The 20,495-nt window shown below is 35.3% G+C and carries 22 protein-coding genes; 13 read left to right on the forward strand and 9 right to left on the reverse strand.

Translation table 11 applies throughout. From position 1 onward, the window contains the following. Positions 1-27: 27 nt before the first annotated feature. Positions 28-507, reverse strand: a complete 480-nt coding sequence (locus EG339_RS03230) for a lipocalin-like domain-containing protein (RefSeq protein ID WP_123868845.1) — start codon at positions 505-507, stop codon at positions 28-30. 198 nt (positions 508-705) lie between these two features. Between EG339_RS03230 and EG339_RS03235 the strand changes: the two genes are divergently transcribed. Genes EG339_RS03235 through EG339_RS03245 form a run of 3 tightly spaced genes read left to right on the forward strand, consistent with a single transcriptional unit; the run spans position 706 to position 3,089 of the window. After that, the gene (locus EG339_RS03235; RefSeq protein WP_123868846.1) at positions 706-1,683 is read left to right on the forward strand and encodes an acyltransferase family protein; all 978 of its coding nucleotides are present in this window, start codon (positions 706-708) and stop codon (positions 1,681-1,683) included. A gap of 24 nt (positions 1,684-1,707) precedes the next feature. Further along, positions 1,708-2,463 carry a glycosyltransferase family 2 protein gene (locus EG339_RS03240; RefSeq protein ID WP_123868847.1) on the forward strand — a complete coding sequence of 252 codons (756 nt, stop codon included), beginning with the start codon at positions 1,708-1,710 and terminating at the stop codon, positions 2,461-2,463. Further along, positions 2,463-3,089, forward strand: coding sequence for a deoxyuridine 5'-triphosphate nucleotidohydrolase (locus EG339_RS03245; RefSeq protein WP_123868848.1), 627 nt, complete (start codon positions 2,463-2,465; stop codon positions 3,087-3,089). The genes EG339_RS03240 and EG339_RS03245 overlap by 1 nt, the downstream gene beginning before the upstream one ends. On the opposite strand, the gene EG339_RS03250 is transcribed toward EG339_RS03245, so the two are convergent. The 5 genes from EG339_RS03250 to EG339_RS24835 all read right to left on the reverse strand — a co-directional run bounded on the left by EG339_RS03250 (position 3,081) and on the right by EG339_RS24835 (position 6,540). Continuing rightward, positions 3,081-4,319 (reverse strand): 3-deoxy-D-manno-octulosonic acid transferase, encoded by a 1,239-nt coding sequence (locus tag EG339_RS03250; RefSeq protein WP_123868849.1) that lies wholly within the window; start codon positions 4,317-4,319, stop codon positions 3,081-3,083. The genes EG339_RS03245 and EG339_RS03250 overlap by 9 nt on opposite strands. 11 nt (positions 4,320-4,330) lie before the next feature. Beyond that, positions 4,331-4,795, reverse strand: coding sequence for a DUF1648 domain-containing protein (locus EG339_RS03255; RefSeq protein WP_123868850.1), 465 nt, complete (start codon positions 4,793-4,795; stop codon positions 4,331-4,333). A 3-nt stretch (positions 4,796-4,798) separates the two neighbouring features. Continuing rightward, positions 4,799-5,515, reverse strand: coding sequence for a C40 family peptidase (locus EG339_RS03260; protein ID WP_123868851.1), 717 nt, complete (start codon positions 5,513-5,515; stop codon positions 4,799-4,801). A gap of 86 nt (positions 5,516-5,601) precedes the next feature. After that, positions 5,602-6,249, reverse strand: a complete 648-nt coding sequence (locus tag EG339_RS03265; protein WP_123868852.1) for an O-methyltransferase — start codon at positions 6,247-6,249, stop codon at positions 5,602-5,604. A gap of 135 nt (positions 6,250-6,384) precedes the next feature. Then, positions 6,385-6,540, reverse strand: a complete 156-nt coding sequence (locus EG339_RS24835) for a CCPGW family putative bacteriocin (RefSeq protein ID WP_410671046.1) — start codon at positions 6,538-6,540, stop codon at positions 6,385-6,387. Between the two features lie 262 nt (positions 6,541-6,802). Between EG339_RS24835 and EG339_RS24115 the strand changes: the two genes are divergently transcribed. Continuing rightward, on the forward strand, positions 6,803-6,961 hold the full coding sequence (locus tag EG339_RS24115) for a hypothetical protein (protein ID WP_164466404.1): 159 nt from the start codon (positions 6,803-6,805) through the stop codon (positions 6,959-6,961). 55 nt (positions 6,962-7,016) lie between these two features. Here EG339_RS24115 and EG339_RS03270 read toward each other — a convergent pair whose 3' ends face one another. Both EG339_RS03270 and EG339_RS03275 read right to left on the reverse strand, forming a co-directional pair. Then, complete coding sequence (locus EG339_RS03270) at positions 7,017-9,512, reverse strand: M1 family metallopeptidase (RefSeq protein ID WP_123868853.1); 2,496 nt, start codon at positions 9,510-9,512, stop codon at positions 7,017-7,019. Between the two features lie 198 nt (positions 9,513-9,710). Next, positions 9,711-10,544, reverse strand: a complete 834-nt coding sequence (locus EG339_RS03275; RefSeq protein WP_066695497.1) for an OmpA family protein — start codon at positions 10,542-10,544, stop codon at positions 9,711-9,713. 87 nt (positions 10,545-10,631) lie between these two features. Here EG339_RS03275 and tilS point away from each other — a divergent pair, with 87 nt between their 5' ends. The 8 genes from tilS to EG339_RS03315 all read left to right on the forward strand — a co-directional run bounded on the left by tilS (position 10,632) and on the right by EG339_RS03315 (position 19,006). After that, the gene (gene tilS, locus EG339_RS03280) at positions 10,632-11,975 is read left to right on the forward strand and encodes a tRNA lysidine(34) synthetase TilS (protein WP_123868854.1); all 1,344 of its coding nucleotides are present in this window, start codon (positions 10,632-10,634) and stop codon (positions 11,973-11,975) included. After that, entirely contained in the window at positions 11,972-14,032 is a 2,061-nt protein-coding gene (locus tag EG339_RS03285; RefSeq protein ID WP_123868855.1) for a protein-disulfide reductase DsbD family protein, read from the forward strand. Before tilS ends, EG339_RS03285 begins: the two co-directional genes overlap by 4 nt. Before the next feature lie 138 nt (positions 14,033-14,170). Continuing rightward, entirely contained in the window at positions 14,171-14,500 is a 330-nt protein-coding gene (locus EG339_RS03290; RefSeq protein ID WP_123868856.1) for a hypothetical protein, read from the forward strand. A 532-nt stretch (positions 14,501-15,032) separates the two neighbouring features. Further along, a complete protein-coding gene (locus EG339_RS03295; protein WP_123868857.1) occupies positions 15,033-15,737 on the forward strand; it encodes a T9SS type A sorting domain-containing protein in 705 nt (234 codons plus the stop codon). A gap of 191 nt (positions 15,738-15,928) precedes the next feature. Then, positions 15,929-16,450 (forward strand): biopolymer transporter ExbD, encoded by a 522-nt coding sequence (locus EG339_RS03300; protein ID WP_123868858.1) that lies wholly within the window; start codon positions 15,929-15,931, stop codon positions 16,448-16,450. A 107-nt stretch (positions 16,451-16,557) separates the two neighbouring features. After that, positions 16,558-17,340 (forward strand): alpha/beta fold hydrolase, encoded by a 783-nt coding sequence (locus EG339_RS03305; RefSeq protein WP_123868859.1) that lies wholly within the window; start codon positions 16,558-16,560, stop codon positions 17,338-17,340. 4 nt (positions 17,341-17,344) lie between these two features. After that, positions 17,345-18,157 carry a hypothetical protein gene (locus EG339_RS03310; RefSeq protein ID WP_123868860.1) on the forward strand — a complete coding sequence of 271 codons (813 nt, stop codon included), beginning with the start codon at positions 17,345-17,347 and terminating at the stop codon, positions 18,155-18,157. A 45-nt stretch (positions 18,158-18,202) separates the two neighbouring features. Beyond that, positions 18,203-19,006 carry a patatin-like phospholipase family protein gene (locus EG339_RS03315; RefSeq protein WP_123868861.1) on the forward strand — a complete coding sequence of 268 codons (804 nt, stop codon included), beginning with the start codon at positions 18,203-18,205 and terminating at the stop codon, positions 19,004-19,006. A gap of 49 nt (positions 19,007-19,055) precedes the next feature. Here EG339_RS03315 and EG339_RS03320 read toward each other — a convergent pair whose 3' ends face one another. After that, complete coding sequence (locus tag EG339_RS03320; RefSeq protein ID WP_123868862.1) at positions 19,056-20,060, reverse strand: DHH family phosphoesterase; 1,005 nt, start codon at positions 20,058-20,060, stop codon at positions 19,056-19,058. Between the two features lie 234 nt (positions 20,061-20,294). Here EG339_RS03320 and rpmH point away from each other — a divergent pair, with 234 nt between their 5' ends. Beyond that, positions 20,295-20,453 carry a 50S ribosomal protein L34 gene (rpmH, locus tag EG339_RS03325; RefSeq protein WP_002976260.1) on the forward strand — a complete coding sequence of 53 codons (159 nt, stop codon included), beginning with the start codon at positions 20,295-20,297 and terminating at the stop codon, positions 20,451-20,453. Positions 20,454-20,495 lie beyond the last annotated feature (42 nt).

Raw genomic sequence — 20,495 nt, forward strand, 5'->3', positions numbered from 1 at the left:
TTATTTATTATATCTTGAAGTATACTATTAAGGTTTAGGGCTTACCCTTTTAAAAGTAATAGTTCTTGTTTTGTATATCGTAGGGTCTTCGGTTTCCACTTTTATTGACAGGTTGAGTGTAGTGGCGTCCAGCGTAACAACTTTTGTATTTTCCGGCGCTACTACTCCCTGATATTTTATTTGAAGAGCTTTACTGCTCTTATCGTATGAGTATGTGAAATTTTTATCTGGCAAAATATTACAGTCTGTTCCTGTTACAGGATCTTCCACATCTATTCTTTTTCCGGTTGTCTCTGTACTGAACCACCATCTGGATAGTTTCTGACATTCTGTATAAGTAATCACATCTGAAATTGGTTGCTCACCTACCTCAACAGTGGTAACCACCTCTTTTTGCGGTTGCCAGAATCCAATAATCGGTTCATCAATAACAATATCGTTGTTATTATTACATCCGGTGGTTACCAATAATGATAAACCAAAAAATAGTAGTGCTAATTTCTTCATAGATTAATTTTTTCAAGCGCTAAAATTATAATTTTTTTGATTTATATTACTATTTTTTGTGAAAAATTATTTTATCAGCTTTTATTTATACATATTTTAAAACAGTAAGAGGCCATATTGCCTTTATTTAACAAATATTGAACATGATAAGCCGTCTCTGTTTTATTAAAAAAGTTATTTTTGCAGGAAAGAAAAAAAATGCAAGATATAACGAAAAACAATTTTGACTTCATCCGTGTTCTCCTCGCTTTTATTGTCTTTGTGGGACATTTGGGTGCTTTAAGTGCTTCTGAAAAGCTTTCTTTCTTAACACATAGCCCTGTTGAAGTTGCTGTTTTCTCGTTTTTTATTGTAAGCGGTTTCTTAATTGCAAGAAGCTATGAAAGGTCATCCAGTTTAAAAAGCTACGCAAAAAAAAGGTTTAACAGGATTGTTCCCGCCTATTTACTTGTTGTATTTCTTTGTGCCACTCTCCTGAGTCTCGTAAGTACCTTACCTATTTCTGAATATTTTAGCAACACACAGGTTTATAAATATCTGTTCTGGAATTCAATATTCCTCAATTTTAAGGCGCCGTGGCTTCCGGGTGTATTTGGAAACCAGGCTGTAAACGGAGCTTTATGGACGCTTAAGATCGAAATGTGTTTTTATATAGCCGTTCCGCTGATGTTTTTACTGTTTGGAAAAAACAATAAATACCGCACCAGCAGCCTGATCGCTCTCTATTTCCTTTCCCTGGTTTATCTGAATTATTTCGAGATGGCCGGAAAAGCTGCGCTTTCAAGACAGCTTCCGGGGTCATTATGTTATTTTATCGGTGGAATGCTTGTATATTTTCATTTTGACAAGTTCATTCAACATAAGAATATTCTTTTCATTATTGCTGTCGTTACGGTTTGGATTGATCTTATTTTTGATATCAAACTATTCTCTCCTATCATGATCAGCATTATTGTCCTGTATATTGCCTACTCCTTTAAATTCCTGAATAATTTTGGAAAATATGGGGATTTCACTTACGGAATTTATATCTTCCATTTCCCTATCATCAGGGTATTTGCTACCTTAGGGCTTTTTGCCAACTACAATCCATATCTCATGGGTATAGTATGTATGTTTGTTGTTATTGGAGTAGGAATTGCTTCATGGCATCTTTATGAAAAAAGATTTTTATAATTTTACCCATATTTTACAACACGAATGAAAGACCTGGTCTCCATTATCACCCCCTGCTACAATTCAGCTGATTTCATAGAAGAAACAATCCAGTCTGTCCTTAGCCAAACCTATGAAAACTGGGAGTGGCTGATTACTGATGATCTTTCTAAAGACAATACTGTTGAGATAATCAGAAAATACAATGATCCAAGAATCAAACTTTTGGTTCTGGAGAAAAACGGTGGTGCAGGCAATGCAAGAAACAACAGCCTTGAAAGGGCCCAGGGCCGGTATATTGCTTTTCTGGATTCTGATGACTTCTGGTATCCTGAATACCTGGAGACTATGACAGATTATATGCAGGAGCATAATGCAGAACTTGTATATTGTAATTATTCAAGATGCAATGAGCAGCTTCAGCCTATATTAAAAGATTTTCTTGCTGATAAAATTGTTACTTTTTCTAATCTCCTGAAGACCTGCCGGCTGGCACCGGTTTCCACAATGTATGATACCAAGAGAGTCGGAAAATTCCTGTTTCCGGTAAAAAGTAAACGGGAAGACCATGTGATGTGGTTAAACCTCCTGAAAGTAATTCCTGAAGGAATGCCTATCAACAAAACAATGGCGAAATACAGGATGCGTGAGAACAGTGTTTCCAGAAAGAAAACAAACATCATTAAGGATCAGTATCTGGTGTATAAGGATTTTATGGGATTTTCCACTTTAAAATCACTCTATTATACGGCAAACTGGGCTGTAAACGGTTTCATGAAATATTCAAAAATCTTCAATTAATGGAATATTCTAAAGAGTTCAAGGCAGCACTGAGTGCTTTTTCCAGTGCAGAGAAAGATAAACTTATTTTCAGGCTTCTGAAAAAGGATAAATTATTATCAAAGAAACTGTATTTCGAACTTATTGACCCTGAAACTACTGATGATAAGAGAAAGGCAATGGAACAAAATGTAGAGGAGAAAGTTCTTTTAGCCTCAAAATATATTGGCAATGCCAAATATTTCCTTACCGTTATCCGAAAAATCAGCGCGGAAATTACGGAACACATCAAAATAACAACAGATAAATTCGGGGAAGTTTCACTGAATTTACTAATGGTTGATAAGATTTTAGATTACAATACGGATTTGAGCAGACAGCGGTTTGATAATGTCTATAAACTTTACATTTACATCATCAATAAGCTATTCAAATCTCTGATCCTGATTAAAAAGCTGGATGAAGACTACTGGATGGAATTTGATGATCTTTTAAGAACAATACAGCAAAAAACTTTAGAGAATCGTTATCTCCAAAAGTTATGCATCAATAACGGTCTTGATTTTAACTGGTTTGAATCTGACAACATTCCTGACAACATTGAACAAATCATGAAGGATATAAAAAGCCAGGGATTCTTAAGATAGAATTTTCTGAAGGATCATTTCTGTAGAATCAGGCTTTTCATCAACAAAATTGGCTGCATTTTCAGACATTTCCGCAAGCTCTTCTTCATTTTCTCCATTAACAAGGAATAAAACAAATTCTGCGGCGGTATATTCATCTGCAAATGACTTTCCGCCATTCTTACTGATAAGATCATCTGCTTCAGGATTCTTTTTATAATGATTTCCAAAGATAACCGGAACTCCAAATGTGGCAGCTTCCAGAATATTATGAAGTCCTGCATCATGAAATCCTCCACCAACAACTGCTACATCAGCATAAGAATACAGTTTAGACAATAGTCCGATGCTATCAATAATTAAGATTTGAGAATTTAAATTTACAGATTGGTAATCTTTGATCTCACTATATAATAAAGCATCGGAAAAGATATTTTTCAAATGCTCCACTCTCTTCAGGTCATGAGGTGCAATTATTATTTTGACTGTATTATTTTTACGGGAAACCATTTCTGCAATTTTCTCTTCCGCCTGCCATGAGCTGCCGAAAACAACGGCTTTATGACCATCTATAAAATCTGTAATATGCTCTACATGATTATTAAGGTTTCGAAGCTGTTTTACCCTGTCAAATCTCGTATCTCCTGTTACAGAAGATTTCACCAAACCTACGCTTTTAGCTAAAGCAAGGGAGAACTGTGTCTGATGAAAGAACCAATCTATATTCTTCTTAAGTTGTTTTACAAACCATTTCCCATAAGAAGTGAAAAAAGACTGTCTCTCATAGAAAAGGGCAGAAATTACATAGACTTTTGCCTTCCTCTCTTTAAGCTCTGCGAGCAGGTTGTACCAGTAATCATACTTCACCGTAAAAAATAGTTTAACATCAAATTGCGATATAAATTCTTTCACAATATGCTTTTTATCAAATGGAAGGTAGCAGATTACATCAGCAATATTTTTCTTTTTTATAACATTTTCATATCCTGACGGAGAAAAGAAAGTTATCAGAATTTTATGATCCTGAAACTGATCTTTAAGTTTTTCCAGCACAGGCAATCCTTGTTCATATTCTCCTAAACTGGCGGCATGCATCCAGATAACCTTGTCTGCTCTTGAAAAAGCAGATTTTACCTTATCTAAGGACTGCTTCCTTCCGTCAACGCCTTTTTTAGTTTTGTCATTAAATAATGAAAAAACCTTCATTCCAAAAATGAGAAAACTGATAAATATGTTATAAAGTAAATTCAATTTTGATAGATCTAGTCGTTTGATTTTCTTTTACTATCCCGAAATGATTTTATAAGTCCTGTACCAATTACAGCAAACAATAATCCTAAAATAAAGAAAACAGCATCACTAAGCTCTGTCTGCTTTCCTTCCGCAATACGGATACTTTCAACAATGATATCAAGAAACAGTATCATTACGGGAAGTTCCAGAGAAAACAGGTATAGTTTCAGGGTTCTTTCGTTACGGAAACTTTGGGGTACATTCAAAAGCGGTGAATTTGGATCTTTTATTCCGATAAAAAGGAGATGAATAAAGGCTGCAATGCATGGCAAAAGCCAGATTACAGTTTTCCCGGACTCTCCGTCTACATTTCCGTGAATATCAAAATGAGTAGGAATAACTTCGGGTAACCCAGCATACTTGATCCCTGTAAAAACCCAGATCACAGCCAGTAAAAGAGTATTCACAATTAATAATATGCCGGAAAGCTTCATATCCTAAATAACGCTTTTAAGAACTCTTAATTTATGAGTATGTTTATTCATTTCCTCATTAAAAATTCCTGTAGAATCCAGTGTATCAATTCTCACTTTTCCTGAAGCATGAATAATTTTCTGGTTTTCGAGCATAATTCCTACATGAATAATTTTTCCCTCAGCATTTTCAAAGAAAGCCAGGTCTCCTGGTTTTGTCTCTTCCACAAAAGTAAGATCCTCACCTACCTCTGCCTGCTGCGAAGCATCTCTTGGAATCTTAATTCCGTGAATTTTATACACCAACTGAGTAAATCCGGAGCAGTCAACTGCAAAAAAGCTTTTCCCTCCCCATAGATAGGGTACGTTAAGGAATTCTTTGGCGGTAAGAGCAATACTTTCTCTCACATCATGGCTTCTCCTTGAGGCCACTACAGGGAACTCCACTTCAGAGCCCATCGATAATAAGGTTTTACCGTCATTCATCAGTACAGAGGAAAAATCTTCTGTTACTACTGTTACCTTTCTATTGGCCAGCTCTTCATCCGTTACAGGCTTTAGCTGCTTGGTATCCATCCATCCTTCATATCCGTCATAATGCATTTTTATTTTGGTCCAGTTCTTATTAACTTCCAAAATATCTGCACTTTCCCCAAACAATATTTCCGTAACAATTTCTGCTCTGTCTGAACCTTCTGCGCGAACCGGTGCTACTGTTACGATACAAACTCCTTTATTCATTTTATTCATTTAGAAATTAGGAAAATTAAGAGATTTAGAAATTACATTATCGCTTAATTCCTAAATCTCTTAATCTTTTCATTTAATTACTTCCTGCGAAGGAAGTTGACTCCATCCCGCAAAGGTAAAATAAGATTTTCAAAATCTTCATCTTTTGCTGCTAAATCATTCAACTCCTGAATAGACTGTGTAGATTTAAGCTTTGGATTTTCTTCCAGCACCTTCCCATACCATAAAACATTATCAAACATCACAACAGATCCTGACTTTGTATGAGGTTTTAACAGTCTGAAATATTCTGCATAATTTTCTTTATCAGCATCTACAAAAATCAGATCAAAAAATTCATCTGTTTCTTTTAAAAATTCTTTAGCATCCTGAAGTTTAAAATCAATCTGATGAGCATATTCGCTGGATTCAAAATATTTTTTCGGCAGATAAGCCAGGTCTTCATTCACATCTAATGTGATAATCCTACCGTCTTTTGCCAATCCTGAAGCCATACATAAAGTAGCGTATCCGGTAAAGGTACCAATTTCAAGAATGCTTTTAGGCTGCAGCATTTGGGAAATAATTGTCAGTAATCTTCCCTGCTGATATCCTGAAATCATATGAGGCTGTGTGGTTTTCTGATAAGTTTCTCTTCTCAGCTTTTTCAGAATTTCGGGTTCTGAGGAAGCATGTGCTTCTAAATATCGATCCATTTCAGGATTCTTTTCTTCAAAAAAACTCATACAATTTTAATTTAAACAAATTTAAGGATTTTAAAACTTTTCTAAACCTGCTGTTGCCTGCTAACAAGATACAAAAAAGAGAGAAATTAATTCCTCTCTTTTTCTTGGTATATCAAACTTTTATACAAAAAGTCATTATATGGCTATACAATATTGTCTTATACCAGCACACACCCATCCCGGGCAACACTTTGTCTGTAGGCTGGTACAAAATATCTGCGGGTTACACACTGTAACAGCACCTTGTACAGTTTTCATTTCTCCTCTTGAAAGTTTTTTTGAATTTTTCATAATTATTTTGTTTAGTAATAATTTCCTACTCTTTAAGATTTTCGGATACCTCTATATTTTATTTCCTTATATGGAGATTTAAATATACATATTATTTTATTAATCAGATAATTAAATTTAAAATAAAATATTTTAGGGAATTCAATAATCTAACTCTCGGGGAAAATCCCATCTAAAATACCGTGAAAATACGGATGTTATTTTTGTGGTATTAATGATAAGTTTGCAAAGAGAACGAAGGGGTAAAAACACTAGAAAACAAATGATTGCAGAAGATCAACCACAAACTAACCATGAGAATCAAAAAAAAGTACTTCCCAAAGGAAGTACACAGTCTTCTGCAAAAAAAAACAAGACTGAAATATCCAATCAATTTTTACGACGAATTATTTCCCTTTTGAAAAAAGAAGAATTAATTTGATTAAAAAAATAAGTCCCGAAGAAATTCGGGATTTGTTTTTAAAAATATTCAAAAGTTATTTATATTCTGTTACTATTTGTTTCAGTAACTCAATCTGTTTACTAATACTTTCCTGATTTTGAGGATTATTTTTCAAAAGTTCATTCTTTTTATTCAATCCTGCTTCCAATGCAGTATAAATTTCCTTTTTAATGTCAGCATCTTTTATCAGTTCTTCTTTTTCCTGATTTAAAACGTTGTAAATTCCTTTGGTTGCAGCAAGATCATCGGACTCCATAATTCTGTTGAATCCTTCTTCTGCAAATTGTCCCAATACCGGATTACGCAGTTTTACCAATGGATAAAGAGCCACAATGGAAACCGTATATTGCATTTGAGAATCTATTTTATTCTCCACAACAATGGGAAGCATTTTAACGATCATATCCCTGGAGGCTTGTGAGAGATCTATTTTATCAGTCAGGGCTTTCGCTTTTGAAGGATCTGTAGCCATGATAGCAAGAAATGAATTAGCTTTTACTGCATTGGATACCACATTCATTCCTTTTTCGAATAGTGGCATGTATTTTTTATTTTTGGTCTTAGCCAGAGCAGAAATGGCTGCTGCCTGCACCAATGTTTTTGAATCCTCAGCGGCTATTTTTTCAACATCCGCAATCAGATATTTATTTTGTTCTGCATCGGTAAGATCAGATAATTCCAAGGCTTTAATCCTGATTCTAAAGAAAGGATCTTTTAAAGCAGCAGATAACAATTTAACAGATGCGGGATTGCTCAAATCCTCCTTAATACCCAACAAGGCTTTATAACGGCTTAAAAACTCTTTGGAATGAGTAAATTGAATCAGATTTTGTTCTGCCGTTTTTTTATCTGTAATTTCAGAAAGCAATACTCCATCAGCATTAATATTAATCAAATCAGGTTTTGCGGAGACGTTAAAACTGAACCTATTTTTTGCTTGGGCATTTACCCATACATTATACCGTAATGGATTACCATCAGCATACACATCTATTGCCAAAGGAAATTCAAAAGGTTTTTCCTGCGATTGGTTAATTATCACTTCCACCTGTTTTTTAACAGGTTCAAAAGTATATGAATATTGTAATTTAGGATTTCCATTTCCATAATACCATTGATTAAAGAACCAGTTCAAATCTTTTCCGGATATTTTTTCAAATGACAATCTTAATTGCTGAGCCTCTGCATTTTTATACTCGTAGGTTTTTAGAAAATCACTTATCCCCGCGAAAAAAGCATCATCCCCTAAATAGTTCCTCAGCATATGAAGAATTCCGCCTCCTTTTTCATAGGATACTACATCAAAAACATCTTCAGGAGAATTATAACTAAATCTTACAAGATCTTTCTTAAAATCTGAGGGGCTATTGAAATATTTATTGATATTGGACATTAAATGATAATCTGCCTGGTCTTTCCCATATTTATACTCATTCCAGAGATATTGGGAATAATTTGCAAATGATTCATTCAGCGTAAGGTTACTCCAGCTCTCTGTAGTTACCAGGTCCCCAAACCAATGATGAAACAGTTCATGAGCAATATATTCTTCCCACTTATTTTCATCAATTAATTGTCCCGGTTTCTGTAACACTCCCATATTATGAAGAGTAGCAGTCGTATTTTCCATGGCTACACTTGGATAATCTCTCCCGGTAATCTGTGAATATTTGGGCCAGGGATAATCATAATTTAATTTCTTAGAGAAAAACTCCATCATTTCAGGGGTATTCCCATAGATTTGTCTGGCATAAGGCTCATATTCCTTTTCTATATAATACTCTATCGGAACATTCCTCCATTTATCTTTTACAACACTATATTCCCCTACTGCCATAAAGAAAAGATACACCGCATGCCTTTTCTCCATTATCCAATGATCCGTTCTCATATTACCGGGTTCTTTTTGAGACTCTTTTAAAATACCATTAGAAAGGGTAATATATTTATCAGGAACGGTCATATAAATTTCCTGGGTAGTTTTTTGATTAGGTTTATCTATCGTTGGAAACCATACTGATGAAAATTCAGACTCACCATCTGTCCAGATCTGAGTAGGCTTATCAGGATCTTTACCATCTGCATTAATGAAATAAAGCCCCTTGGCCGGGCTTCCCTGCTGCTCTACTACATTAGGTCGGGAAGTATATTTGATATAAACCGTATAATCCTGATTTCGGTTATATGTTCTATCAAGGTTGATGCTAAGGATATTGTTGTGGTAGTGATACTTCAATGGAATATGTTTCCCTTCTCTATCCATTGCCACTTCATGAATTAACATACCTTTTGCATCCAATATCAAAGAATCTGACGGATAAAAATAAGGTGATGCTGTAAGCCACTCTTCTCCGTTCATCTGTTCCTTCTGATAGTCAAAATTAACTTTCAGTTTGGTATGCTTCAGTTCCGTGCTTTTTGTATGGGTAGCTTTATATATTTTTTCTCTTCCCGAAGTATCAGTTTGTGCAAAAACCTTTCCGGATAAAGAGAAAACTAATAAACTTACCGATAGAATAATTGTTTTCATATAACTATTATTTTTAAGCGTAAATACGATAGTGATGGTAGCCTTCCTTCTCAAAGACAGATCACAACCCCAAAGGCTATCAACTTTATTTTCAATAAGTTGAATAATTTATTGAAAAGTTACATATACAACAGCACAATTCATTACATAAAAAAAGATCCCGAAAATCGGGATCTCCTATATTGTATTATTCAGTAATTATTTCTTGGGAGCAATATCCATCAGCTTCATAAACTCATCCAGCTTAGGCATAATGATGATTTCTGTTCTTCTGTTTTCTGCTCTTCCGGAAACACTCATATTAGTAGCTTTCGGGTTGTATTCAGAACGACCTCCTGCAGTAATTCTCGCAGGGTCTACTCCAAACTGAGTCTGAAGAACTTTTGCAACAGAGGTACCTCTTAATGCAGAAAGATCCCAGTTATCTCTTGGCAGATTAGCAGAATTCAATGGTGCATTATCTGTATTTCCTTCGATCAATACTGAATATTTATCGTAATCATTGATTACCTTCGCCACTTTGCCTAGGACTTCCTGAGCTGCAGGCAAGATATTGTAATCTCCTGTTTTGTATAACATTTTATCCGAAAGGGAGATCATTACCACTCCTTTCAGTACTTTTACCTGTACATCTTCATCTGATACATTATCTAAAGATCTCTTCAGCTTGTTAGACAAAGCAAGGTTTAAACTATCGTTCTTAGCATTGCTGGAAATTAACTGCTTGATATATGAATTGGAAGCATTAATTTCTCCCACAAGCTTGTCAATATTAGCAGAGCTTTTTCCTGTATTGGAAAGACACGCATCCAATGATGACTTTAAAGCATCATGCTGGCTTTTTAACAAATTATTTTCACCTGTCAATGCAGAGTTCTGAGATTTCAAATCCTGAATTTCTCTCTGTCTTTCTCCGATATTTTCAATACACTGCTTATAGTTTGTGCTTAAGGCATCATACTGCTTCTTGCTCACACAAGAGGTCATCCCCAACGCCATGGCAGAAACCGCTAAAATTTTAAAAATCTTCATAAGTAATCTTTTTTAGACTACTCAAAGTTAGGGAAATTCAATTGAATTATATGGATTATCTTTGTATAAAAGAAATTCTCAACACCTATGTTGAAAAAATCAAGCTTCAGAAAACAATTAGAAAATCTTATTCACCAGCCAGAAAACAACACCTATCTTTTGGCAGTGAGCGGAGGTGCCGACTCTATGGTTCTTGCCTCTTTATTCCGGGATTTGAGGGAAGAAAGCCAAAATTCAGGATACTCATTTCACGTAGCTCATATCAATTACAAACTTCGTGGAGAAGATTCGAATAGAGACCAAAAAGTGGTACAGGAATTTTGTGAGAAAAATCATATCAGATTCCATCTGTATGAAGTATCGGAAAAGGATAAAAAACCTGAAAACTCTATTCAACTTTGGGCAAGAGAACTTAGGTATGCTTTTTTTAAGGAAATTCAGGAAAAGGAAAAACTGGAGTTTCTGGTTACCGCCCATCACCTGAACGATCAGCTGGAAACATTCATCATTAACCTTTCCAAAGCAGCAGGAATTAATGGCCTGAGTGGTATCCCTGCCAATGACAATCATATTCTCCGCCCACTTTTACCATTCTCTAAGCAGGAAATTTATCAATTTGCCGAAGAAAACAATATTGAGTTCCGCGAAGATCTCTCCAATAAAAAAAGTGATTATCTGAGAAATAAAATCAGGAATGAAATTGTTCCGAAATTACAGGAAACCAATGATCATTTTCTGGAAAACTTCAAAAAGAGCTCCTCTTATCTCAATCAGACCAAAGATTTTGTTCAAAAACAGATTCAGGAGATAGAAAATAAACTGTCGGTATTTAACCAAGACCATAAAATCTTATCAAAGGAAAAACTGGATCAGGAAAGCGATTTTGTCAAATTTGAGATCTTAAAAAAATACGGGTTTAATCAGGAAGAAGAAATTCCTAAAATTTTTAAGGCACAAAATAACAGTTCTTTTTTTTCAAAGGAATATCAGTTGATTGTTAACAGAGATGAATTAATCTTTATAGAAACAAACAAAAAAACTGAAAACGTACACGAAATTCTCCTGATCGACCGTTTTGATTTCTCAGAGAACCAGATCAACATCAACCTTCAGAATTCTATTGAAGACATTGATGGAATCAATAAAAATATGGAATGGGATTTTGATGCTGAAAAAGTTCAGTTCCCGTTACGTTTAAGGAAACAACAGGATGGTGATGAGTTTTACCCGACTGGTTTTTCAGGGAAAAAGAAAGTTTCTAAATTTTTTAGGGACGAAAAATTATCTAATTTAGCAAGGCAAAAAATTTGGATATTGGCTGACAGTAATAATTCTGTACTTGGAGTTATTCCTTTCAGACAGGATAGAAGATATGCAAAAAATGAGAAAACAGAACGTATTCTCAAAATTTTTAATGAAACGAAAAAATGAAATTTAGAAATTGGTTTTTATTAATTCTACTCTTTTTAGCAACAGGAATTAATGCGCAGATTAAAAATCCCGTAAAGTTTAAATTTACCATCAATGATCTGGGCAACAACCAGTATGAAGCGGTTTTAAATGCCACCATGGAAAAAGGATGGCACATTTACTCCAAAGATCTTCCTGAGGATACGGGCATTCCAACTGAGTATAAAGTTTCAGGAAAAAATATTGAACTGATCGGAAAATTTACTGAAGTAGGTAAGAAACATGAAGAATTCTCTGAAGCTTTCGGAGGAACTATTGTTTTTTATTCCAATACAGCTGGTTTCAAACAGAAATTCAAGCTAAAGGATCCCGCAAAACCGGCCGATGTTACTTCTGAAATTACATACCAAACTTGTGATGACAGAGTTTGTCTTGCCCCGAATACTTTAGAATTTAATCAAAAAGTAACTCCAAAAGGAGTAGCTGAAGAAGCAGAAACTGTAGCACCAACAAAAGATTCTGTAAAAACTGTTGAAACAGTTACTGAAAACCCTGCTAAAACAGAAGTTACAGTAGCTGAAACCTCAACACTGGATCCTAAGCAGCTGAAGATTGAAACCCTGGACTTCAAAAAACCATTAACAGACTGCGGAACGGCCTCTACAAAGGTAGATGAGAATTATTGGACTTATTTATTCTTAGGTTTCATCGGAGGGCTAATCGCTTTATTAACACCATGCGTTTTCCCGATGATTCCTTTAACCGTTTCTTTCTTTACGAAAGGAAGCAAGGATAAGGCTAAAGGGAAAAGAGATGCTTTGATCTATGGTTTTTTCATTCTTCTTATTTTCGTTTTATTGAGTATTCCTTTCCACATTATTGATGGAATTGCAGGAAATATTTTCAATGAGATCTCTACAAGTGTATGGCTGAATATTGCCTTCTTCATCATATTTATCTTCTTTGCCGGAAGTTTCTTCGGGTATTATGATATTACGTTACCTAGCTCTATTGCCAATAAGTCTTCAAAAGCGGAGGAAGCTGGTGGTATCATCGGTATTTTCTTTATGGCATTAACACTGGTAATTGTTTCTTTCTCCTGTACAGGACCTATCCTGGGGAGTTTATTGGGAAGTGCTGTAACAGGCTCATCTAATGTTCCTATGTTACTGACATTTGCTTTGGCCGGGTTTGGTTTAGCATGGGCTATCATTTTCGGACTATTGGCTTTATTCCCGCAAGCATTACAAAGTCTTCCAAAATCCGGAGGATGGATGAATACGGTAAAAGTAGTATTAGGGTTCGTAGAATTGGCTTTGGCTTTAAAATTCTTATCAAAAGCAGATCTTGTATCGAAGACTTTCTTCTTAAAAAGAGAACTATTCATCGCCATCTGGATCATTGTAGCTTTAGGATTAGCGTTATATTTATTCGGATTAATCAGATTTCCACACGATGATAAAAAACCTAAAATTTCAATAACAAGAAAAATATTAGGTGTATTGGGAATTGGTTTTGTGATCTATCTGATCCAGGGATTAATTCCGTCTGACCGTCCAAAACTTCAGTTATTAAGTGGAATTCTGCCTCCTTTGAATGTAAGCTATTTCCATGATGAAAAAGACGGCATCTTAGGAATGCACCCGGAACATGACTTCTTTAAAGCTGTAGAAATTGCTAAAAAGGAAAACAAACCTATTCTGATTGACTTCACGGGGTATGGTTGTGAAAACTGTAGAAAAATGGAAGAGTTTGTATGGAGCGAACCAGATATTTTACCAATTCTTCAGAATGATGTTGTATTAGCTTCTCTGTATGTAGATGACAAAGAAGAGCTTCCTGAAGATCAGAAAACAAAGATTGATTTGGGAGACGGACAGATCAAAAAGGTAAAAACAATTGGGGACAGATGGAGCTTATTCCAACAGGTGAACTTCAACAACAACTCTCAGCCTCATTATGTTTTAATAACTCCAGACGGAAAAGTGATCAACACTCCTGTTTCCGGATATATGCCGAAGGAAGATTTCAAGAAGTTCCTGGAATGCGGAGTTAATTACTTCAAAAAAAGCAAATAAATAATTAATTAATATAAATGATAAACTCACACTTACATAGTGTGAGTTTTTTTATTGTAAAATTAAAATATTAAATAATAATTTATCAAATACATAAAATTAATTATATTTGAATAACTAATATCAAACCAAATATTTATGAGAAAACTCTACATTATTCTTTCATTCCTTACCACACTCTTACTGACTGCTCAGACAGCTCCTTCAATTCAATGGCAAAGGGCATATGGCGGCAGTGAATCTGATCAACTTAAATCAATCCAATCTACTACTGACGGAGGGTATATCTTTGCCGGTTCTACCTTCTCTAAAGATGGAGACATTACATACAATAACGGAAAACGAAATGCATGGGTGATAAAAGCTGATCCACAAGGTGGAATACAATGGCAAAAACGTTTGGTGGGAGCCTGTACGAAATGGCTAATTCCATTCGCCAAACATCTGACGGTGGTTATATTTTTGTAGGCAGCTCCGTCCCGATAAATGGAAATCAGGAACATCTGATTGCTGGATCGTAAAGCTAGATCCTGCCGGCAATATACAATGGCAAAAGTCTATAGGAGGAAGCAATAGTGAGTTTGCATCAGATGTACAGCAAACCTCTGATGGTGGCTATATTATTGCTGGAACAACTTATTCTGTTGATGGAGATATCTCTGGAAACCATGGATTTGATGATTTTTGGATCGTAAAATTAGATCCTGCGGGCAATATACAATGGCAAAAGTGTCTAGGCGGAAGCTCAACTGAAGAAGCAAACTCCATTCAGCAAACTTCCGATGGCGGCTATATTATTGCAGGAAGCACGGGAAATATTGCAGATGGAGATATTACAGAAACCTATGGATTCTTTGATTGGTGGATCGTAAAATTAGATGCACACGGAAATATACAATGGCAAAAAACCTTTGGAGGCCCTTATCCTGATGTTGCCAAATCCATACAACAAACTCAGGACGGAGGCTATATTGCTGCAGGGATTTACGGAAAAACTTTTATGGATTCTGATATCTGGATCATAAAGTTAAGCAGCACTGGAGATACACAATGGCAGAAATTCTTTGGAGGAAGTAAATTGGAAATTGCAAATTCAATCCAGCAAACTTCTGATAATGGATACTTCATTGCAGTATCTTCAAATTCTAAAGACCAGCAAATAATAGGAAATCAAAGTGATTTAAATTATTTGATTATAAAAACGGATGACTTAGGAAATCTCCAGTGGCAAAAATCGCTTGGCGGGACAGGAAATGATTTAGTATTCTCCGCGATACAGACTCCGGATAACGGATATCTTATCACCGGAAGTTCTGATTCCAACGATGGAGACGTTTCTGGGAACCATGGAACTCAAAGTGGCGACAACGAAAATCCTAACTATCTATATCATGACGCATGGATTGTAAAATTAAGCCCAGATCCATTCAAAAAACCAGAAGAACCTCCTGTAACTAAACCCAAACTCTCTCCTATCTTATATCCTAACCCTGCAATGGATTTCATCTATGTAGATCGTCTGCCAATAGATTTCCCTACTGAAATTATAATAACAGATATGGCGGGGAGAAAAATTTTCACGCAAAAATACCAGGAAGAAAAAATAAAAATAAATACATCCGCTTTTCCTGATGAAGCCTATCATATACAGGTGAAAATTAAAGAAGAAATGATTTTCTCTGAAAAGATAATTATTAGAAAATAAACAGAACACAAACAGTCTAATAAAAACCCAATACATTAATTTAACATGATTTAAGCAAAATCATTCAATAAAAAAATAAATTTATCACATATTTTGAATTTTAGGCATCAACTTTGTATCAACTCTTCAAAATCACGATCGGATTTTCAAAGTTTTCATCAAATACCGTTTAACAATTTAAAATATGAATTATGGCCGAAGTAATCGCACAAGAAAAACAGGGTGGCAAGCAAAAGAAAAAATTAATCAGAGTAGATATGACTCCTATGGTAGATCTGGGATTCCTATTGATTACCTTCTTTATGTTTACGACTAATTTTACAAAACCCAATGTAATGGATCTGGGGCTTCCCGCAAAAGATCCTCTACACAAAGCCACTGACAATGTAATCGGAGACAGAAATCAGGTTACCTTTATCCTGGGAAAAGACAATCGTGTTTTTTATCATCAAAGCAATGCTACAGATTTAAATACTTCCAATCTTAAAGAAACAGACTTCAGTGGGATAAAGATTTCAAAAATCATTTCCGAAGCTTATAAAAATGCTCCGAAGCCGGAAAATTTTACCGTAATCATCAAACCAACTGATGAGGCCAACTACAAAAATTTTGTAGATATGCTGGACAATCTTGCTATCGCTAAAAAAGAGCGTTATGGAGTAACAGATATCAAACCTTGGGAAACAAAGGTTTATAAAGAATTAACTCAATAAAAGAGAAAGGGCATTTTTAAAATGCTCTTTTTTGTTTACATTTGAAAGGAAAACCAAACTACAGCAAGAAAATGCTGTATTATTTTAACCTCTAAAATTTTGGAATCATGCTGAACTTTGAAAGAAAAGGAAATGGAAAAGAAACTTTAGTACTCCTTCACGGTTTTATGGAAAACCTATCCATCTGGAGTGATATGGAACCTCATCTTTCTAAAGATTTTTCACTTTTAAAAATAGATCTTCCCGGCCACGGACAATCTGACATCCTGGGAGAAATTCACACCATGGAGCTTATGGCTGAAGAAGTAAAAAAAGTACTGGATGACCAGAATGCAGAGAAATTACATTTACTAGGACACTCTATGGGAGGATATACTTCACTGGCATTTGCAGAGAAATACCCTGACTCTTTGAAAAGTTTAACTCTTTTCTTCTCCACTTATTTCGCAGACGATGAAGAAAAGAAACAACAACGTATCAAAAGCTACAGAATTATTAAAGATGCTTTCGCCCATTATGCCAGAGCAGGAGTTCCCAATCTATTCAATCCTAATGAAAGAGACATTCTGGAAGGGAAAATTGAAACCGCATTGGAAACCGCTCTTTCTACCAACAATATGGGTGCTCTTGCCTGCGTAAAAGGCATGGTGGAAAGAACAGACAAAAAGCATATCATACAGAATCTTGAGGCTAAAATCCTGGTTTTGGCCGGCAAACATGACAATGCCGTAAAAACAGATATTATGATTAAAAATCTTCCGGACAGAACGAATATCAAATCTTATGTACTGGACTGTGGCCACAACGGCCATTGGGAGAAGCCTGCTATTTGTGCAGAGATCATTAACACAGAACTTCTTCATAATCTTCCTAAGAAATTAGTATTGTAAAAATATGAGAACTGCAATAATATCTCTCCTTCTGCTTTCTTTTCTGAGCTGTAAAAAGGATAACCAGACCACTTCCAATAGTACACCAAAAGATACTGTTCAAACAGCATCTCCAAAAGTTGATAGCATAACAGTTATTCAACCTAAGCAGGAAATGTTTCAATTTGCAACGGAGCTATGCGACAATAAAGGATATTTTGACAGTAATAAATTTTCCAGAAAAGAGATAGAAGATACTTATAAACTCTGGTTCGAACTAAGCGGATCAATGCTGGATATTCCTTTTGTTCACAACCTTAAAGATCTGAATGAAATAAGAAATAATAAAAATCAGATTCTGGCAAAACTGGATAAAGATTTCGCAGAAAAAAAGGCTCAAATTATGAATCTGAAAGTTGTCAATATTCCTTACTGGCAAGATATTAAGAAGAAAAGCTATGAAGCGCTCGTTCAGTCTTATGAAATGGAAAAGGTTCAGATCATGGCTTATTCTGATCCTTCCGTCCTTCTCAGAAATAATAGATGCCCCAGCTTTTCCAAAGCATTAAATTCCACTGATGAGCACATGTTTGCAGAATGGAAAGAACTTCGTGAAGGCATGAGCAAAGACAATGCTAATCCGGAACGTATAATAAATGAGTTCAACGAAAAACTTAACTCATCAGATAAAAGAGATTATGCGCTTATTGATCTGATTACTTTTGGCTGGGGAAACTGTGCCAATGATAAAGTACAAAGAGTTTCCCACGATGAAAAGATGAATAATGAATTCAATGCACTTTTCATTAAGATTGATTCTGAATGTGATGAGCCGTAAACATTGAGAAAAATCCTGTATATTAGTGAGGTATAATTTTTCTCAATGGGAATATTCTCGTTCAAAAAAAAGACCCCTCCGAAACCTCCGGTTATCGGACTTACACTTTCAGGCGGAGGAATGCGTGGAATTGCACACATTGCTGTTTTAAAAGATCTGGAAGAATATAATCTTAAACCCCATATCATTTCAGGAACCAGTGCTGGCTCTATCATTGCCGCCTTTTATTCTTTTGGGAAAACACCGGATGAAATGATAGAAATTGTAAAACAGACTTCATTTTTTTCAAGATCCGCCCTTAAATTATCAAAGAACGGAATTTTCAGTTCCAATTTTATTTTAAAACTCTTCAGAGATTATTTTCCTGAAGATAATTTTAATATTCTGAAGATACCTGTTTATGTAGCCACCACGGAAATGACTCACGGAATTGTTGATTTCTTTTCTGAAGGAGAACTTTTCACCCCTCTTCTTGCCTCTTCAAGTGTTCCTTTCATCCTTCCCCCGGTAAGAATGGGAGAAAAAATATATGTAGACGGCGGAGTTCTTGACAACCTTCCTATTGAACCGATCATGGATAAATGTGATTTCCTGATCGCCTCCCATGTCAACTCAATAAGCTATGATGAATTAAACAAGATGAGCCTGATGAAAGAATTCGACCGGATTCTCCATTTAGCCATTGCAAAATCTGTTTATTCCAAGGTAAAATACTGTAATATATTTTTAGACCCGCCTAAAATGACAAAGTATAGCCTGTTCAATAAAAAATATATGGATGAAATGTTTCAGCAGGTATACGAATATACCTGTATGGAACTTGAAGAAAAGGGATACATCAAGATGTAAGAATTTACAAAAACAATTACAATCTTCTCTCAACTTCCGGCACTCCTCCTTATAAATTTTCTTCAATCAGTCTTGTCTTGAACATTTCTATAGTTCCCGGCAGAGAATCATCAGATTTACCTCCTGCAGCATTAATATGCCCACCACCATTGAAGTACTTTCTTGAGAACTGGTTGACATCCACATCGTCTTTACTACGGAATGAGATCTTGATAAAATCTTCATAAAGATCTTCCATAAAGAAGGCAGACATTTTCACTCCGGCAATACTTAATCCGTAATTTACAAAACCTTCCGTATCTCCTTTCTGGAAACCAAATTCTTTAAGTTCATTTCTGGTAAGGCTTAAAATAGCTACTCTTCCATCATTCACCACCTCTATTCTTCCTAAAACTAAAGCAAGCAAATGAAGGCGGGAAACTGTATTGGTATCCCAGGTGTTGGAAGTAATCATTGCAGGATCTGCGCCTTTTTCTATTAAATTGGCAATAATTCTATGGGTAGTAGCACTGGTTGAACGGAAACGGAAACCTCCTGTATCTGTCATAATTCCGGTATACAGACATTCTGCTATATCCAGATTCACAAGTTTTTCATCCTCCAGTGCTTCAATGAAATGATAAACCATTTGAGAGGTGGCAGGAATTACCGTATCCGAATACACAAAATCAAACGGCTCCGGCTGCTGGTGATGGTCAATAAGAATCTTCTTTCCCTGAGCCTTTACCAGCCAGTCTCCCAGTAATCCGATTCTTGAAGGAGAATTAAAATCAAGACAGAAAATAACATCTGCAGCCGCAATAATATCAGCAGCCAGCTTTCTTTTATATTCTGCAATAATCACTTTTTTAGCTTCCGGCATCCACTTCAGAAACTTTGGAAAATCATTAGGAACAATCACCTCAGCAAAGATCCCTTTTGCCTTTAAATAATGTTTCAATCCCAGACTGGAACCAATAGCATCACCATCCGGATTATAGTGGGTAAGAATAACTATTTTGTTTTCAGGTGTTAGTAATGTATTGATCTCTAAAAGTTCTGCTGGTGTAAACATCTTGTGTTTATTTTCGTTAAAATTAAAGTTTTCAAAGATAGAGCTTTTATATAAATCATTTAAATATTATTTTTGCATCCCGAATTTGGTCTACAATCAGGCTTTATAAGTATTTGACTGAAAAACCTTAAAGATAATTTCAAAAAAAAATCATTAAAGTTTGTAACTTATAAAAATTTATATATCTTTGCAACCTGAAAATTAATAGATTAATTACGATTTAAACATATAGTAATGAGTAAAAGAACATTCCAGCCATCAGAAAGAAAGAGAAGAAACAAACACGGTTTCAGAGAAAGAATGTCTACGCCAAATGGAAGAAGAGTTTTGGCTGCGAGAAGAGCTAAAGGCAGAAAGAGATTAACTGTAAGTGCTGCACGCGCTAAGAGATAATTTCATATTATCATATACAAAACATGCTTGAAGAGTTTCTTT

It is taken from the genome of Chryseobacterium bernardetii, from assembly GCF_003815975.1.
Taxonomy (GTDB): domain Bacteria; phylum Bacteroidota; class Bacteroidia; order Flavobacteriales; family Weeksellaceae; genus Chryseobacterium; species Chryseobacterium bernardetii.

Bases quoted from the DNA above. Each gene is read 5' to 3' on its own strand.
- EG339_RS03230 (WP_123868845.1), bottom strand. From the start codon at position 507: ATGAAGAAATTAGCACTACTATTTTTTGGTTTATCATTATTGGTAACC.
- EG339_RS03235 (WP_123868846.1), top strand. From the start codon at position 706: ATGCAAGATATAACGAAAAACAATTTTGACTTCATCCGTGTTCTCCTC.
- EG339_RS03240 (WP_123868847.1), top strand. From the start codon at position 1,708: ATGAAAGACCTGGTCTCCATTATCACCCCCTGCTACAATTCAGCTGAT.
- EG339_RS03245 (WP_123868848.1), top strand. From the start codon at position 2,463: ATGGAATATTCTAAAGAGTTCAAGGCAGCACTGAGTGCTTTTTCCAGT.
- EG339_RS03255 (WP_123868850.1), bottom strand. From the start codon at position 4,795: ATGAAGCTTTCCGGCATATTATTAATTGTGAATACTCTTTTACTGGCT.
- EG339_RS03260 (WP_123868851.1), bottom strand. From the start codon at position 5,515: ATGAATAAAGGAGTTTGTATCGTAACAGTAGCACCGGTTCGCGCAGAA.
- EG339_RS03265 (WP_123868852.1), bottom strand. From the start codon at position 6,249: ATGAGTTTTTTTGAAGAAAAGAATCCTGAAATGGATCGATATTTAGAA.
- EG339_RS24835 (WP_410671046.1), bottom strand. From the start codon at position 6,540: ATGAAAAATTCAAAAAAACTTTCAAGAGGAGAAATGAAAACTGTACAA.
- EG339_RS24115 (WP_164466404.1), top strand. From the start codon at position 6,803: ATGATTGCAGAAGATCAACCACAAACTAACCATGAGAATCAAAAAAAA.
- EG339_RS03270 (WP_123868853.1), bottom strand. From the start codon at position 9,512: ATGAAAACAATTATTCTATCGGTAAGTTTATTAGTTTTCTCTTTATCC.
- EG339_RS03275 (WP_066695497.1), bottom strand. From the start codon at position 10,544: ATGAAGATTTTTAAAATTTTAGCGGTTTCTGCCATGGCGTTGGGGATG.
- tilS (WP_123868854.1), top strand. From the start codon at position 10,632: ATGTTGAAAAAATCAAGCTTCAGAAAACAATTAGAAAATCTTATTCAC.
- EG339_RS03285 (WP_123868855.1), top strand. From the start codon at position 11,972: ATGAAATTTAGAAATTGGTTTTTATTAATTCTACTCTTTTTAGCAACA.
- EG339_RS03290 (WP_123868856.1), top strand. From the start codon at position 14,171: ATGAGAAAACTCTACATTATTCTTTCATTCCTTACCACACTCTTACTG.
- EG339_RS03295 (WP_123868857.1), top strand. From the start codon at position 15,033: ATGGATTCTGATATCTGGATCATAAAGTTAAGCAGCACTGGAGATACA.
- EG339_RS03300 (WP_123868858.1), top strand. From the start codon at position 15,929: ATGGCCGAAGTAATCGCACAAGAAAAACAGGGTGGCAAGCAAAAGAAA.
- EG339_RS03305 (WP_123868859.1), top strand. From the start codon at position 16,558: ATGCTGAACTTTGAAAGAAAAGGAAATGGAAAAGAAACTTTAGTACTC.
- EG339_RS03310 (WP_123868860.1), top strand. From the start codon at position 17,345: ATGAGAACTGCAATAATATCTCTCCTTCTGCTTTCTTTTCTGAGCTGT.
- EG339_RS03315 (WP_123868861.1), top strand. From the start codon at position 18,203: ATGGGAATATTCTCGTTCAAAAAAAAGACCCCTCCGAAACCTCCGGTT.
- EG339_RS03320 (WP_123868862.1), bottom strand. From the start codon at position 20,060: ATGTTTACACCAGCAGAACTTTTAGAGATCAATACATTACTAACACCT.
- rpmH (WP_002976260.1), top strand. From the start codon at position 20,295: ATGAGTAAAAGAACATTCCAGCCATCAGAAAGAAAGAGAAGAAACAAA.